The sequence below is a fragment of the Pseudomonas serboccidentalis genome, from assembly GCF_028830055.1.
GTDB classification, from domain to species: Bacteria; Pseudomonadota; Gammaproteobacteria; order Pseudomonadales; family Pseudomonadaceae; genus Aquipseudomonas; species Aquipseudomonas serboccidentalis.
The window spans coordinates 5,607,151-5,622,028 of record NZ_CP101655.1; the positions used below are offsets into that span (position 1 = coordinate 5,607,151).

Consider the following 14,878-nt stretch of genomic DNA (forward strand, 5'->3'; position numbering starts at 1 on the left):
CATTCAACATTTCATTGACTGGTACACCGCTATCGCGAGCAGGCTCACGCCTGCAGGAGGTTTGTGTCGTCAGACAGCGGTGCAGGCTGAATGATTTCAACCCAGTAGCCATCCGGGTCCTTGATGAACGCCAGGCTTTTCATGCGGCCGTCAGTCAAACGCTTCTGGAAGTCGCAGCCCAGTTCTTCAAAACGCGCACACGCGGCAACGATGTCCGGCACCGAGATGCAGATGTGGCCGAAGCCGCGCGGGTCGGTGTTGCCGTTGTGGTAGGCGAAATCGGCGTCGTTTTCGGTGCCGTGGTTGTGGGTCAGTTCGAGGATGCCGGGAATCGACTTCATCCACTCAGTGCGGGCAGCGGCGTCGGCCGGGATCTGCGCCTTGTCGACCAGAGCGAGGAAGTACAGGCTGAATTCGGCTTCCGGGAAGTCACGCTTCTCGACCAGCGAGAAACCCAGTACGCGGGTGTAGAAGTCCAGCGATTTGCTGATGTCTTTCACGCGCAGCATGGTGTGGTTGAAGACGAAGTTGCGGGTTGCGCTGTCTGGAGTGGCGGTGACGCCGGGGAAAGTGTTCAGTTCGTGCAGGCTCATAGGCCCTCCGTAACAATGGGGCGAGTGAATGGGCGCAATGATACGCATGCGGGCCGGCATCGCCAAACCGAAAGCGCGGCTTGCTCTGTGGATGGGCGGGCCTCAGACTTCACGCTCTATTTGCGGGTGTCTCTGGTAATGATCCGACCGTTCAAAGCGCTGTTCGTTGTGATTTTTTCGTCGCTGCTGGCCGTTCCGGCACTGGCGGATCAGCCGAGCATCACCTGGCCTGCGGGTTGGGAAGTCCAGGCGTTGCCCGAAACATCGCCTCAGGTGTCGCGCCAGCGTGCGGTGAAAAACGACGCCGATGGCAATCAGGTCATGGTGATGGAGTTGACCATGTCCCAGGTCGAAGCTGGTCATCAGGTCAATGTGCCAGGCGTTCTGCTGGAGATGCGCAAGTCGATTCAGAAGGACTTCTTCCAGGGCGGTTATCAGAGTGTTTGCAACAAGGTGCACCCGGCGAAGCTCGGCGCTCTGGATGCACTGGAAACCACTTGTACGATCACTGAAAACGGCCGACATGTGTTGTCGCAAACATTGGTCGCTGCGGTCGGGGCGGATAAGGCTTATGTACTTTCTTACGCCGGTCAGGCTGAGGTTTATAAGGCAAGCGCCGACGAAATAGTCGCCGCGAGAAACAGCTTGAAACTTTAAGCCTCTGTTCGCTGCCCGGTGGGTATTAGATACCCGAAGGCATTAAGCACAAAGTTTAGCGCAGGTTACGCTGGCAACATCCCGGCGCAAAATGTTTAGGCGGACGTTTTGTGGGTGTTAAAGCGGCTTCGCAACTAGCCCGGCAGAAACCGTTGCTTTTGTTAGATATTGTCGAAAAAAAAGCCCTGCATACAGCAGGGCTTGTTTGTTGACGCAAGATTAACCGCGCAACCAGGAATCAACGGTGGCGGCACCGTACTGTTCCTTCCAGGCTTTCAGGCCGCGGTGGTTGCCGCCCTTGGTTTCGATCAGTTCACCGGTGTGCGGGTTGTGATAAACCTTGACCACGCGAGCGCGGCGGGTTTTCGGTGCGGCAGACACTTGCAAACCGGATTTGCCCGGGTTCGGATCGAGGATGGCGATGATGTCTTTCAGGCCTTTGCCGTAGGTTTTCATCAGCCCCTGGAGCTTTTCTTCGAATTCGATTTCTTTCTTGAGCCCGGCATCGTTCTTCAGCGATTCCAACTGCTTGAGCTGTTCCTGAAGGGCCTTTTCAGCTGCACGAAATTCAGCGAGTCTGGACAATATCTTTACTCCAATAGTGTGTTTGGCTGATACCAACCGCAAACAAAGCTATAAGCCAAGAGCCTTGAAGCGACTCGGTGATAATGGCTCACCTGCCAATCTTGCACAGGCTGAAAAAATTGTAGTAGTTAATGCGCCAAGAGTAAATCCTGTTGTTGTCGTCATGTAACAACAGTGGTGTTTTGTATCAATTTGGTGCGCCCGATCGTAGCGCCGGGCTTAATTCGTTTTAGTTAATGATGACTTAATGCATCGATGAAGTCGGTGCCGGGCATGGGTTTTCCGAACAGATAGCCCTGCAGGAAGTTGACGTGGTGCGCGGTCAGATAGTCCGCTTGTGCCTGCGTTTCTACACCTTCGGCAACAATACCCAGATCGAGCTTGGCCGACAGTTCGATAATCGTGTCGAGAATATGCCGCGACAGTGCATCGATTCCGATCATCGCCACGAAGCTTTGATCGATCTTGAGAAAGTCGACGTTGAATGTTCGCAGGTAACCCAGGCTCGAGTGCCCGGTACCGAAGTCGTCGATGGCGATCATCACGCCCAGCGTATGCAGCTGCTCGAACAGTTGATGAGTGATGTCGGTCGGCTCGATCAGCTCGCGCTCGGTCAACTCCAGCACGAGGTTGATGCTGGCGGGGGCAAACGCCGCAAGAAACTCGCGGCAGTCGTCGACCAGTTGCAGGTCCTGACAATGGCTGGCGGTGATGTTGACGCCGATGTGGAACGGTTTGTCGAAGCCTGAAGACAGCGGGCCGAGCAGGGCGGCAGTCTGCTGCATCAGGGAACGGGTCATGGGCACGATCAGGCCCGAATGCTCGGCAAACGGAATGAACAGATCCGGGCGCACCAGGCCTTCCTTGGGGTGGTTCCAGCGCATCAGCACTTCGGCGCCGGACCATTTCTTGCTGTCGCCGTGCACCACCGGCTGGAAGTAGGGAATGAACTCGCCAGCCTCCAGTGCGCGGAGCATTTCGTGGCTGGGCGAGGTGGAGCGCCGTTGCAGGACATGGCCGATAGCGCCCGACACCACGCCGAAAAATATCAGCAGGCTGAACAATGGCGGGTACTCGTTGGCCATGTAGCGCCAGGTTTCGCCTTGCGGGAAACCGGCGCTGACACTGAAGGCATAGCGCGAAGACGCCAGCATGCTCTGCGCCACCGGCAACGCCGGCAGGGCTCCCTGATGTACCTTGCCGTCGGCGGACAGCCAGTTATCTGCGACTTGCAGTAACAGCAGCGTATCCCGGCCGATCAGGCGCAGCACGTTGCTCAGGTGATAGCCATCGAGCGTAGTCAGTACGCCGCCGCGACCGTCGCTGAGCCGATACACCACCAGCGCGGTGTTGGGGGTGACGGGGTTGCCGTTCATCAACCACAGTTTGCCCTGGGCGTAATCGCCCGGGTTGACGGTTTCCTTGAACTCACCGAACAGCGAGCTGCAGTAGAGGTTGTCGTCCCACACCAGATTGGTCGAGCGCACGAAGGGCCGACGGGTCACTTGTTCACGCAGCGCCAGTTTCACGCTGTCGCAGGGCTGGCCGGCCAGTGGCAATAAATCGCTGGCCGCCTGGGCGGTGTTGTCGAGCATCAGTTCGAACTGGCGCAACGCTTCTTCGGCAGTGTGTTGCGTGCTTTGCTGCAAGGTGCGCTCGGCCTGCATGTACAGAATCCCTGTGCCCAGCAGCACGGGCAGTAAACCGCAAAGCAAAGTCACAATGATGCGCACGCTACGTTTGCGGCGGGGTCTGGCGGTCAAGGGCATGGGCGCATCCTGTCGCGATGGAGTGGAACTCTTGAACGCAGGCCGGGCAACGGCGCGCCTGTGCAAAACAGCGGAGTCAAAAGGGATGATAGATGGCCGTTGAAGCTTGTGCCGCTCACGGTTGGTAGATCCGCGTCGCCAGTTCGATAAAAGCCAGCGTGGCAGGAGACGCCTGGCGCTGATCGAGGACCGCGAGGCCGATCTGCCGCTGCACCGCAGGCACCAGCGGCTTCTTCAGGTAACGCGGTGACGCAGCGTCCGGTAACGAGCCTTCGGCGACGACAGTGATTGCGTCGCCTCGGCCGACGACGTCCAGCGTACTGAGCAATTGTGAGCAGCGGTAGCGGATGTTCGGTTGCAGGCGCGCGGCATTGAACAAGCGCGAAACCAGTTCCGATGAGCCAGCCTCGGTCAGCACAAACGGATCGACGCACAGGTCCTTGAGGCTCAGCGCCGGGGACGCGGCCAATGGATGATTGAGCGGGAGCAGGGCAACCATCTGGTCTGCAGTCAGGGCAAAGGTGTCAAAGCGTTCCTCGGGCAACACCACAAAACCGATGTCGATCCGCCGCTCTTCCAGCCACTGGACGATCTGCCGATCCGGCCCCTCGTCAATATGCACTTCGATGCCCGGATGCGCCTGGCGATAGCGCTGCAGAATTTTCGGCAGCAACTTGATCGATGAGGTCGGGCCGAACGAGCCAATGCGCAATGTGCCGCTTTTCATGCCGCGCGCATCGGCCGCCTCCTGGCGCAAGGTGTTGGCCAGACCGAGCATGGCCCGCGCGCGCTGCAGCAATTGCTCGCCGATGTCGGTGAGTTCGATTTGCGACGGATGCCGGCGTAACAGTTCGACCCCCAGCTCCTGCTCCAGCGACTTCATCGCATGCGACACCGCCGACTGCGAAACTCCCAGACGATGGGCGGCGAGGGTGAAACCGCGCAGTTCGGCGACCAGCGAGAAGATCTCCAGTTGGGTGAGGGTCATGAGTGTTTGCTCATTTTACGATGACAAGGAATGAGGTGAATGATACGCCATCCTTCAGCTTCTTTCGTTTGGAGTGTCATGCGCAACGTTGAGCAAGCCCACACAACAGCCTCCGACCGCCCGGTTTATCTGACCCTCGCAGCCGTGACCATGATCTGGGGCGGAACCTTTGTCGCCGGACGTTTTCTGGCGGGCAGCCTCAGCCCAATGTTCGCCGCCAGCCTGCGCTTCCTGCTTGCCAGTGCGGCGCTGCTGGGGTTTCTGTGGATCGCGCGAATCCCGCTGGCACGGCCCACGCCCCGGCAATGGCTGCAATTGACGCTGCTGGGGTTCTTCGGGATTTTCTTCTACAACCTGTGCTTCTTTTATGGCCTGCACTACATCAACGCTTCGCGCGCTTCGTTGATTGTTGCGTTGAATCCGGCGGTGATCGGTCTGGGCTCATGGTTGTTGTTCAAGGAACGTCTGGGGCGAGTGAAAGTCGTCGGCATCGTGCTCTGCATCATCGGCGCCACTCTGGTGATCGTCAGCCGTAACCCGCAATTGCTCGCTGCGACACCGAATGCGTGGATCGGCGATCTGTTGATTCTTGGCTGCGTATTGGGCTGGGGTGTTTATTCGCTGTGTTCCCGGGGTTTGAACCAGTCCCTCGGCCCGCTGCAGACCGTGACGTTTTCCGTGTTGATCGGCACGGTGATGCTTTGGCTGCTGGCGGTGCTGCGCGGCGAGGTGAGCGCGGCCGCCTTGATCAACCTCGGCACGCCACAATGGCTGAGCCTGATCTACCTCGGCGTACTCGGCTCGGCGCTGGCGTACATCGGCTATTACGACGGCATCCGCAAAATCGGCGCGACCCGTTCCGGTGTGTTCATTGCCCTGAATCCATTAACGGCGGTGCTGCTCGGCGCGCTGTTGCTCGGCGAACAACTGACGTTGACCCTGTGCCTGGGCGGCGGGTTGGTGCTGGCGGGGATTTACCTGTGCAACAAACCCCTTGCACGGGCGCCAAAAAGGCGGATTTTATAGAGAGGGCAGACAACCCTATTTACGCTGTGTAGAATCGGTTTACGCATACAATAATAATCGTCTTCTGGCAGCAGAAGCCTCGCCCGCAAGAGCCTTGGGTCGACAATGAAGATATTCGGGTTTCAACTGATCTATGGTGACTTCCTCGCCCGCAGTGTGCGAGGCATCTCCTGCGCACCTCCCGCCGGTCTCAGCATTACTGACAACTAACTCTGGTTAATTGATAAGAATGATGAGGCGTCACCATGACCGATTTATACGAAAACCCAATGGGCCTGATGGGCTTTGAGTTCATCGAGTTCGCATCGCCGACTCCTGGCACCCTGGAGCCGATCTTCGAGATCATGGGCTTCACCAAAGTCGCGACCCACCGTTCCAAGAACGTGCACCTGTACCGTCAGGGCGCGATCAACCTGATCCTCAACAACGAACCGCACAGTGTGGCCTCGTACTTCGCCGCCGAGCATGGCCCGTCGGTGTGCGGCATGGCGTTCCGCGTCAAGGATTCACAGAAAGCCTACAACCGTGCCCTGGAACTTGGCGCTCAGCCCATCCACATCGAAACCGGTCCGATGGAGCTGAACCTGCCAGCGATCAAAGGCATTGGCGGCGCACCGCTGTACCTGATCGATCGTTTCGGCGAAGGCAGCTCGATCTATGACATCGACTTCGTGTTCATCGAAGGCGTTGACCGCAATCCGGTCGGTGCGGGCCTGAAGATCATCGATCACCTGACCCACAACGTGTACCGCGGCCGCATGGCCTACTGGGCCAACTTCTACGAGAAACTGTTCAACTTCCGCGAGATCCGCTACTTCGACATCAAGGGCGAGTACACCGGCCTGACCTCGAAAGCGATGACCGCGCCGGACGGCATGATCCGCATCCCGCTGAACGAAGAGTCGTCCAAGGGCGCCGGGCAGATCGAAGAGTTTCTGATGCAGTTCAACGGCGAGGGCATCCAGCATGTAGCGTTCCTCACTGATGACCTGATCAAGACCTGGGATCAGTTGAAGAAGATCGGCATGCGTTTCATGACCGCGCCGCCGGACACCTACTACGAAATGCTCGAAGGCCGTCTGCCGAACCACGGCGAGCCGGTGGATCAACTGCAATCGCGCGGTATCCTGCTCGACGGTTCTTCGAACCCGGACGACAAGCGCCTGCTGCTGCAGATCTTCTCGGAAACCCTGATGGGCCCGGTGTTCTTCGAATTCATCCAGCGCAAAGGCGACGATGGTTTCGGCGAGGGCAACTTCAAGGCACTGTTCGAATCGATCGAGCGTGACCAGGTGCGTCGTGGTGTGCTCGCGACGGAGTAATCCATAAAGAAGCCTGGCTTATGTCAGGCTTTTTCAAGATCAAAAGATCGCAGCCTTCGGCAGCTCCTACATTGGAATCCATTCCCTGTAGGAGCTGCCGAAGGCTGCGATCTTTTGCTTTTAGGCTCTGCGTTGGCGCATCAGGTGCTTGAAGCCTTCGAAGACCAGCACCACAACGGCGAGCCAGATCGGAATGTAGGTCAGCCACTCACCGGCCTTGATGCTCTCACCGAGCAGCAGAGCGACACCGAGCAGCAACACCGGTTCGACGTAGCTGAGCAGGCCGAACAGGCTGAACGGCAGCAAGCGACTGGCGATGATGTACACCACCAGCGCCGACGCGCTGATCAGACCGAGCAGCGGAATCAGCCACAGCAGGCCCGGGTACTGGTCGAACACGCCAAAGCCTTGCTCGCCACCCTGCACGAACCAGTACGCCACCGGCAGCATCAGTGTCATGTCGACCCACAAACCGCCGAGGTGGTCGGTCTTCAAGCGTTTGCGCAGCACGAAGTACAGCGGGTAACCGACCACGACCACCAGGGTCGCCCAGGAAAACCCGCCAACCCGATACAGCTCGTTGGCTACGCCGAGAATGGCAAAGAACACCGCGATTTTTTGCAGGTACGACAGGCTGTCGCCGTAAACGATGCGCCCGGTCAGAACCATCGCCAGCGGCAAGAGGAAATAGCCCAGCGACACATCGAGGCTGTAGCCATTGAGCGGTGCCCACATGAACAGCCACAGCTGCACGCCGAGCAACGCTGCGGAAACGATCAGGCCGCCGATCAGCTTCGGATAGGCCGCCACTCGCCGCAGCAATTCCAGCACCCGCCGCCATTCACCGGACACCAGCATGAACACGGTCATGCACGGCACGGTCAGCAGCATCCGCCAGCCAAAGATTTCCACGCCACTCAACGGGGTGAGCAGCGAGGTGTAGTAATACATGACGGCAAACAGCACCGAGGCTGAAACCGATAAAGCGATACCTTTAGACAAACTGTCCTCGCGGGTAGGTGATCAAACAGGGCGCGCAGGATACGTGGTTTTTGTGCTGAATATTGGCCGGGTGATCAATATTCCCAACATCTTGAAGATAAGCACAAATCTGTGGGAGCGACGGTACGACGATTCGGTCTGCTCGCGAGAGGGAGTCAGGCCCGAGATCTTTAGTGACTGTTCCAGCGATTTCGCGAGCAAACCCGCACACAGTGGATTGGTGTCGAATACAAAGTTTGCATCCGCCAATCATTCCCTGTGGGAGCGGGACTGCTCGCGAAGCTTTTAGGCCTGACGCGGTTTACGGCCCGACACAAAATGCCTCATATCATTGAACCCCGGTGTCGACGCGTGCCCCGGCGTCACCAGCGAATCGATGAATGCCTCATCCTGCGCCGTGATCTTCACCGCCTGCGCCTTGGTGTACGCGTCCCACTGTTGTTCGGTGCGCGGCCCGACGATCGCCGAGGTCACCGCACTGTTGTTCAGCACCCAGGCAATCGCGAACTCGACGATGCCCACCCCACGATCTTGGGTGTATTGCTGGATCTGCTGGGCAATGCGCAGCGACTCCACCCGCCATTCGGTTTCCAGAATGCGTTTGTCCTGACGCCCGGCGCGGCTGTTGGCGTCCGGGGTGACGTCCGGCGCGTATTTGCCGCTGAGCACGCCACGGGCCAGCGGGCTGTAAGGCACCACGCCGAGGCCATAGGTTTGCGCGGCGGTGATCTGCTCGGTCTCGGCCTGGCGGTTGACGATGTTGTACAGCGGTTGGCTGATGACGGGGCGGTCGACCCCGAGGCTGTCAGCGATGCGAATCACCTCGGCAATTCGCCAGCCGCGATAGTTCGACAGACCCCAGCAACGGATCTTGCCCTGACGAATCAGGTCGCCAATCGCCGACACGGTGACTTCCAGCGGCGTGTTGTGGTCTTCGCGGTGCAGGTAATAGATGTCGAGGTAGTCGGTGCCGAGGCGTGTCAGGCTGGCCTCCAGACCGTTGAAGATGTGTTTGCGACTCAAGCCGCTGCGGTTCGGCACGCCGTCCTCCGGGCCGAAACCGACCTTGGTCGCCAGCACCCACTCATGCCGGTTGCGGGCGATGGCCTCGCCGACAATCTCTTCCGAGCGGCCGTTGGTGTAGACGTCGGCGGTGTCGATGAAATTGATGCCTTGATCCCAGGCCTTGTCGATGATGCGCAGCGAGTCTTCAGCGCTGGTCTGCTCGCCAAACATCATCGTGCCGAGGGTGAGGGTGGACACCTGCAACCCCGAGTGCCCCAGTGTGCGATAGCTCATGCCGAAATCCTTTTATCGGTGGGAAAACTCCAGACAAATACCAGAAGCGTCGGATGGGGCAAAGTGAATTATCGGCTGAGTAACGCGCAACGCGCCTGCAAAAACGCCTGCAGCACCCGGACCCGCTCCGACACCTGCACCCGATGCGGGCAGAGCAAATTGAACGGCACGCTCTCGCCGTGCCAGTCGTCGAATAGCGTCAGCAAGCGTCCGGCGCGCACGTCTTCGGCCACATCCAGCCAAGCCTTGTAGGCGATGCCATGCCCGGCCAGCGCCCAGCGCCGCGCGACTTCGCCGTCATCGCTCAAGTAGTCGCCGTGAACTTCGACCTCCAGCGTTTCGTCCTCGCGGCTGAAACGCCAGGTGTTGTAAGGCCGACCATTGCGCAGATAGAGCAGGGCGCTGTGCTCGCCCAATTCGCCGGGGTGTTGCGGTGTGCCATGCCGGGCCAGATAGTCGGGACTGGCGCAAGCGACGCGCCGATGCGCCGGCAGAATCGGCAATGCCACCAGCGTCGAATCGCCGGGCACGCCGAAGCGCAGGGCCACGTCCACGGTTTCGCGGAACAGGTCGGCGTGGCGATCGTTGAGCAGCAATTGCAGCTGGATATTCGGATGTTCGCGCTTGAAGTCGTCCAGCCACGGCAACAACACGTTGCGCCCGAAGTCCGACGGCGCCGCCAGTTGCAGCACACCGCTGAGGCCTTCGCCGTGTTGCTTGAGCGCCTGTTCACCTTCGGCCAGTGCGCCCAGGGCGATGCGTACGCTGTCGAGATAACGCCGACCTTCTTCGGTCAGGCGCATGCTGCGGGTGGAGCGCGCGAGCAGGCGGATGCCGAGGCGGGTTTCCAGTCTCTTTAGCGCAATGCTGGCGGCGGCTGGCGTCAGTTCCAAAGCGCGGGCAGCGGCAGAGATGCTGCCGGAATCGGCGACGCGGACGAAGATCTCCAGATCGAGAATCGAGCTCATTGGTAAAAATCCTTTAAAGATCTTTGCGTTTTTGCGGGATTTTTCCGTGATTGGCAAGCGTGGATACTGCAATCAATGAATCACCGCAGGAGACGAGCATGAGCTGGACATTCGATCACCTGGCCTTCAACACGGCTGACGGTCAGACCTTGCAAGACACGTTCGGTCAGTTGCTCGGGCTGACCCCGGGGCGCCGGCCGCCGTTTCCGTTTCCCGGTCGCTGGCTGTATCAGGATGCTCACGCGCTGGTGCATGTGATCGAACAGCCGACGTTCACCGACACCGCGCTGAGCCACATAGCGTTTCGCACCGATGAGCCAGCGCACAGTGTGTTGCAGCGGGTGCGTGACAGTGGATTGCCGTACCAGTTGGCGCAGGTGCCGGAGGAGGGGATCTGGCAGGTTTTTGTGCAAATGCCGGGTGGTTTGGTGATCGAGCTGGATGCATTTGCCTGAAAGCAAAAAGATCGCAGCCTGCGGCAGCTCCTACAGGGTGTACATCATTGCTCTGTAGGAGCTGCCGCAGGCTGCGATCTTTTGATCTTAAAACGTGATTACGCGCGCAATGTGCGCGTCATGCGCAACGCCAGCAAGCTGCCGCCGACGATCACGGCTGCCAGCAGGTACAACGCCGCATCGGTCGAACCGGTGCTGTCCTTGACCCAACCGACCAGGTACGGGCTGAGGAAGCCGGCCATCTGCCCCATCGAGTTGATCAACGCCAGGCCACCGGCTGCCGCGCCCGCGCTCAGCATGGCGGTGGGTACTGGCCAGAACATCGGCAGGCCGGTCAGCGCGCCCATGGTCGCAATCGTCAGACCGAGAATGGCGATGGCCGGGTTGGCAGCGAAGTTCACCGCAATCACCAGGCCGATGGCGCCCATCAGCATCGGTACCACCAAGTGCCAGCGGCGCTCTTTGCGCAAGTCCGCCGAACGTCCGACCAGCAGCATGAACACCGCCGCCAGCAGGTACGGAATCGCACTCAACCAGCCGATCACCAGGTTGTCGCTGAAGCCGAGGTTCTTGATGATCGATGGCAGCCAGAAGTTGATCGCGTACACGCCGCTCTGGATGCAGAAGTAGATCAGGCCAAAGGCCCAGATCGCCGGGTTCTTGAACACTGCGATCAGTGAATCGGAAGTGGTTTTCGGTTTGTTCGCCAGGTCTTCGGCCTGATCCGCTTCGAGCACGGCGCGTTCATGCGCGGTCAGCCATTTGGCGTTGGCGAAGCTGTCGCTGAGCAGGAAGTACGCCAGCACGCCGAGGATCACTGTCGGGATGCCTTGCAGCAGGAACATCCATTGCCAGCCGGCCAGTCCGCCTTGCCCGGCGGCGAAGTGATTGAGAATCCAGCCGGAGAACGGACTGCCGAGCAGGCCCGAGACCGGGATCGCCGACATGAACAGCGCCATGATCCGCCCACGGCGGAACGTCGGGAACCACTGCGAGAGATACAGCACCACGCCCGGGAAGAACCCGGCTTCAGTTGCACCGGTGAACAGGCGCAAGGTGTAGAACTGGGTCGGGGTGGTAACGAACAACAGGCAGGTCGACAACATGCCCCAGGTGATCATCATCAGCGCGATCCAGCGTCGCGGGCCGAATCGGGTCAGGGCCAGGTTGCTCGGTACGCCGCACAGCACGTAGCCGATGAAGAAGATACCGGCACCGAGGCCGTACACGGTTTCGCTGAACTTCAATGCGTCGAGCATCTGCAGTTTGGCAAAGCCAACGTTGACCCGGTCGAGGTAGTTGAACAGGTAGCAGATGAAGATGAAGGGGATCAAACGCAGGGTGATGCGTTTGTAGACGGCGTTTTTACCGTCATCGATGGTCTGGGTAGCTGCGGCGCTCTGCGACATAGCGGCTCTCTCTTTATTATGATTTTTTGCGATGCACAGGTTAACGTTGCTCGCCGTGAGAGTCTCGGCCACCTGTGGCCGGATTGTCTTTGTGCCTGAGCACAGGGTTTGCCGCCAGACCCTGTGCGGGTGAACAACCTTGCGCCGCCTTGCTTAAGGATTTTGCCGATCATGTTCGAACTCGATCACGACCTCGCTCAGGATATCGTCGACCGGGCCATGGCCATTTTGCCCTACAACGTCAACGTCATGGACAGCCAGGGGCTGATCCTCGGCAGCGGCGAGCCGGAGCGCATCAACACCCGTCACGAAGGCGCGCAACTGGTGCTGGCCAACGGGCGCGTGGTGGAGATCGATGCGCAAACGGCGGTGCATCTGAAAGGTGTGCAGCCGGGGATCAACCTGCCGCTGTTGCTCGACCAGCGCCTGATCGGCGTGCTCGGCATTACCGGTGAGCCGGAGCAACTGCGCACCTACGCCGAACTGGTGCGCATGACCGCGGAAATGCTCGTCGGCCAGCGCAATCAGCAGGCCGAGCAGCAATGGCGGCGCCAGCGTTGCGATGACCTGTTGGCCTTGCTGTTGAGCGAAGCCGGGGATTCGCCGCGCCTGGTCGATGAGGCGCAGCAGCTGGGGCTCAAGCCGCAATTGACGCGGGTGCCGTATCTGTTCGAACTGGGCCTGGAACATGGCCCGGGGCAGACCGTCGAGGCGTTGAGCGCCTGGCTGACCTCGCGTTACCCGGACAGCTGGTGCGTGAGTTCGGCCAAGTCGTCGTTGCTGTGGTGCCGCCCGGCGAGTCAGACCGTCGAGCATGATCGCTTGCTGGAAAAGCTCGATGGCCTCGGCTGGAACATTCTGCGCATCGCCGTGGGCGGACAGGCTGACGGGCTGGCCGGATTGCGCCGGTGCTATCGGCGGGTCGGCGATCTGCTCGCCTATGGCCGGGACGTGTTGCCGCACTCGCGATTACTGACGCTCAATCGCTATCGCTTGCCAGTGATGCTCTGGCGCCATCGCAATGATGATGCGCTGGACGAGTTGCTCAAACCGCTGCGCAAAGTCATCGCCAAGGACGGTAACGGCCAGTTACTCGCGACCCTGCGCAGTTGGTGTGAACACGATGGACAAAGCCAGGCGTGTGCCGATGCGTTGGGCATTCACCGCAACAGCCTGCGTTACCGGATGGAGCGGATTGCCGAAATCAGCGGGGTGGATCCGCTGCGGCTGGACGGGATGCTGGCGTTGTACCTTGGGGTGCAGTTGTTGCCACAGGCTGATCCGAGCTGATCGGGTGTTTCCTGAGACGCCATCGCGAGCAGGCTCACTCCTACACTTGAAATGCGTTCCCCTGTAGGAGTGAGCCTGCTCGCGATAGGGCCGCAACAGTCATCCCCAAGGCTTTTGTAGAAATGAACAATAAACGCCGATCGCGCTTGTGCAGCGGACAGGCGTCAATGCTCAGGCCGACTGGCAGCATGAAGGGCATTGGAACTGGAGAATTCGCATGAAGATCGTCATCGCCCCCGATTCGTTCAAGGACAGCCTGAGTGCCCAAGGCGTCGCCGAGGCCATTGCTCTTGGCCTGGCGCAAGTCTGGCCGCAGGCCACGCTGGTCAAATGCCCGATGGCCGACGGCGGCGAGGGGACGGTGGAATCGATTCTTGCCGCTTGCGAAGGCGAACTGCGTCGCACCCGGGTACGCGGGCCGCTGGGTGCTTCTGTTGATGCCGCGTGGGGCTGGTTGCCGCATAACCACACTGCGATCATCGAAATGGCCGAGGCCAGCGGCTTGCAGCTGGTGCCGCCGGGGCAGCGTGATGCCTGTATCAGCAGCACGTTCGGCACCGGTGAACTGATTCGCGCCGCGCTGGATGCCGGCGCGCAGCGGGTGATTCTGGCGATTGGCGGCAGCGCCACCAACGATGGCGGCGCCGGGGCCATGCAGGCACTCGGGGTGAAACTGCTTGATGCGCAGGGCCAGGCGTTGGTGCCGGGCGGTTTGGCCTTGGCACAGTTGTCGCGACTGGACCTGAGTGATCTGGATCCGCGTCTGGCCCGGGTACGCTTCGACATCGCCGCCGACGTGAATAACCCGCTGTGTGGCCCACACGGTGCCTCGGCGATTTTCGGCCCGCAAAAAGGCGCGTCACCGGCCCAGGTGCAACAACTGGATCAGGCGCTGGGGCACTTCGCCGAACTGTGCGCGCAAGCGCTGGGCAAGGATGTTCGCGATGAACCGGGCAGTGGCGCGGCCGGCGGATTGGGTTTTGCCGCCAAGGCGTTTCTCGGCGCGCAATTTCAGGCCGGCGTCGACGTGGTGGCGGAACTGGTAGGCCTGGCCGAAGCGGTCAATGGCGCCGATCTGGTGATCACCGGTGAAGGCCGATTCGATGCGCAGACCTTGCGCGGCAAGACCCCGTTCGGCGTGGCGCGGGTCGCCAAGCAACATGGCGTGCCGGTGATCGTCATCGCCGGGACGTTGGGTGAGGGTTATCAGGAACTCTACGACCACGGCATCGACGCGGCATTCGCCGTGACCAGCGGCCCGATGACGCTGGAGCAAGCCTGCGCCGAAGCCCCGCGCTTGCTGCGTGAGCGGGCGACCGACATCGCCCGCGTCTGGACGATGGCCGCGAAGTCCTGAGCAAACCCTGTAGGAGCTGCCGAAGGCTGCGATCTGTTGATCTTGAAAAAACAAAATCAAAAGATCGCAGCCTGCGGCAGCTCCTACAGAGAGCATGCAAGTGTTTCAGTATTGAAACACCTTGAAAAATAATTCTGTAACACACGAAACCTTCCTAA

Annotated in this window: 14 protein-coding genes; 6 read left to right on the plus strand and 8 right to left on the minus strand. The window is 60.0% G+C overall.

Going from position 1 to position 14,878, the window contains the following annotated elements; translation table 11 throughout:
• Positions 1-44: 44 nt before the first annotated feature.
• Entirely contained in the window at positions 45-593 is a 549-nt protein-coding gene (gene gloA / locus NN484_RS25535; RefSeq protein ID WP_274658228.1) for a lactoylglutathione lyase, read from the minus strand.
• 138 nt (positions 594-731) lie between these two features.
• On the opposite strand from gloA, the gene NN484_RS25540 reads away from it, so the two are divergent.
• Positions 732-1,250 (plus strand): DUF4946 domain-containing protein, encoded by a 519-nt coding sequence (locus NN484_RS25540; protein WP_127647743.1) that lies wholly within the window; start codon positions 732-734, stop codon positions 1,248-1,250.
• A gap of 219 nt (positions 1,251-1,469) precedes the next feature.
• Here NN484_RS25540 and NN484_RS25545 read toward each other — a convergent pair whose 3' ends face one another.
• The 3 genes from NN484_RS25545 to NN484_RS25555 all read right to left on the minus strand — a co-directional run bounded on the left by NN484_RS25545 (position 1,470) and on the right by NN484_RS25555 (position 4,592).
• Positions 1,470-1,835, minus strand: coding sequence for a histone-like nucleoid-structuring protein, MvaT/MvaU family (locus NN484_RS25545; RefSeq protein ID WP_127647126.1), 366 nt, complete (start codon positions 1,833-1,835; stop codon positions 1,470-1,472).
• Positions 1,836-2,068: 233 nt separating this feature from the next.
• Positions 2,069-3,604, minus strand: coding sequence for an EAL domain-containing protein (locus tag NN484_RS25550; protein ID WP_274658231.1), 1,536 nt, complete (start codon positions 3,602-3,604; stop codon positions 2,069-2,071).
• 115 nt (positions 3,605-3,719) lie between these two features.
• Positions 3,720-4,592: a LysR family transcriptional regulator gene (locus tag NN484_RS25555; RefSeq protein WP_274658233.1), complete on the minus strand. Its 873-nt coding sequence runs from the start codon at positions 4,590-4,592 to the stop codon at positions 3,720-3,722.
• Between the two features lie 78 nt (positions 4,593-4,670).
• Here NN484_RS25555 and NN484_RS25560 point away from each other — a divergent pair, with 78 nt between their 5' ends.
• Together NN484_RS25560 and hppD are read left to right on the plus strand one after the other, a co-directional pair.
• Positions 4,671-5,618, plus strand: a complete 948-nt coding sequence (locus NN484_RS25560; RefSeq protein ID WP_274658235.1) for a DMT family transporter — start codon at positions 4,671-4,673, stop codon at positions 5,616-5,618.
• A 245-nt stretch (positions 5,619-5,863) separates the two neighbouring features.
• Positions 5,864-6,940: a 4-hydroxyphenylpyruvate dioxygenase gene (hppD, locus tag NN484_RS25565; RefSeq protein ID WP_097089660.1), complete on the plus strand. Its 1,077-nt coding sequence runs from the start codon at positions 5,864-5,866 to the stop codon at positions 6,938-6,940.
• Positions 6,941-7,060: 120 nt separating this feature from the next.
• On the opposite strand, the gene rarD is transcribed toward hppD, so the two are convergent.
• From rarD to NN484_RS25580, 3 genes are all read right to left on the minus strand, one after another.
• Positions 7,061-7,942 carry an EamA family transporter RarD gene (rarD, locus tag NN484_RS25570; protein WP_274658238.1) on the minus strand — a complete coding sequence of 294 codons (882 nt, stop codon included), beginning with the start codon at positions 7,940-7,942 and terminating at the stop codon, positions 7,061-7,063.
• Positions 7,943-8,227: 285 nt separating this feature from the next.
• The gene (locus NN484_RS25575; RefSeq protein ID WP_215500202.1) at positions 8,228-9,241 is read right to left on the minus strand and encodes an aldo/keto reductase; all 1,014 of its coding nucleotides are present in this window, start codon (positions 9,239-9,241) and stop codon (positions 8,228-8,230) included.
• A 68-nt stretch (positions 9,242-9,309) separates the two neighbouring features.
• Positions 9,310-10,209 (minus strand): LysR family transcriptional regulator, encoded by a 900-nt coding sequence (locus tag NN484_RS25580; protein WP_215500201.1) that lies wholly within the window; start codon positions 10,207-10,209, stop codon positions 9,310-9,312.
• Positions 10,210-10,307: 98 nt separating this feature from the next.
• On the opposite strand from NN484_RS25580, the gene NN484_RS25585 reads away from it, so the two are divergent.
• Complete coding sequence (locus NN484_RS25585) at positions 10,308-10,664, plus strand: VOC family protein (protein ID WP_274658241.1); 357 nt, start codon at positions 10,308-10,310, stop codon at positions 10,662-10,664.
• A 98-nt stretch (positions 10,665-10,762) separates the two neighbouring features.
• On the opposite strand, the gene NN484_RS25590 is transcribed toward NN484_RS25585, so the two are convergent.
• Entirely contained in the window at positions 10,763-12,073 is a 1,311-nt protein-coding gene (locus NN484_RS25590) for an MFS transporter (protein WP_274658243.1), read from the minus strand.
• A gap of 171 nt (positions 12,074-12,244) precedes the next feature.
• On the opposite strand from NN484_RS25590, the gene NN484_RS25595 reads away from it, so the two are divergent.
• Together NN484_RS25595 and NN484_RS25600 are read left to right on the plus strand one after the other, a co-directional pair.
• Positions 12,245-13,363 (plus strand): sugar diacid recognition domain-containing protein, encoded by a 1,119-nt coding sequence (locus NN484_RS25595; protein WP_127647143.1) that lies wholly within the window; start codon positions 12,245-12,247, stop codon positions 13,361-13,363.
• A gap of 217 nt (positions 13,364-13,580) precedes the next feature.
• Positions 13,581-14,720, plus strand: a complete 1,140-nt coding sequence (locus tag NN484_RS25600; RefSeq protein WP_274658245.1) for a glycerate kinase — start codon at positions 13,581-13,583, stop codon at positions 14,718-14,720.
• Positions 14,721-14,878 lie beyond the last annotated feature (158 nt).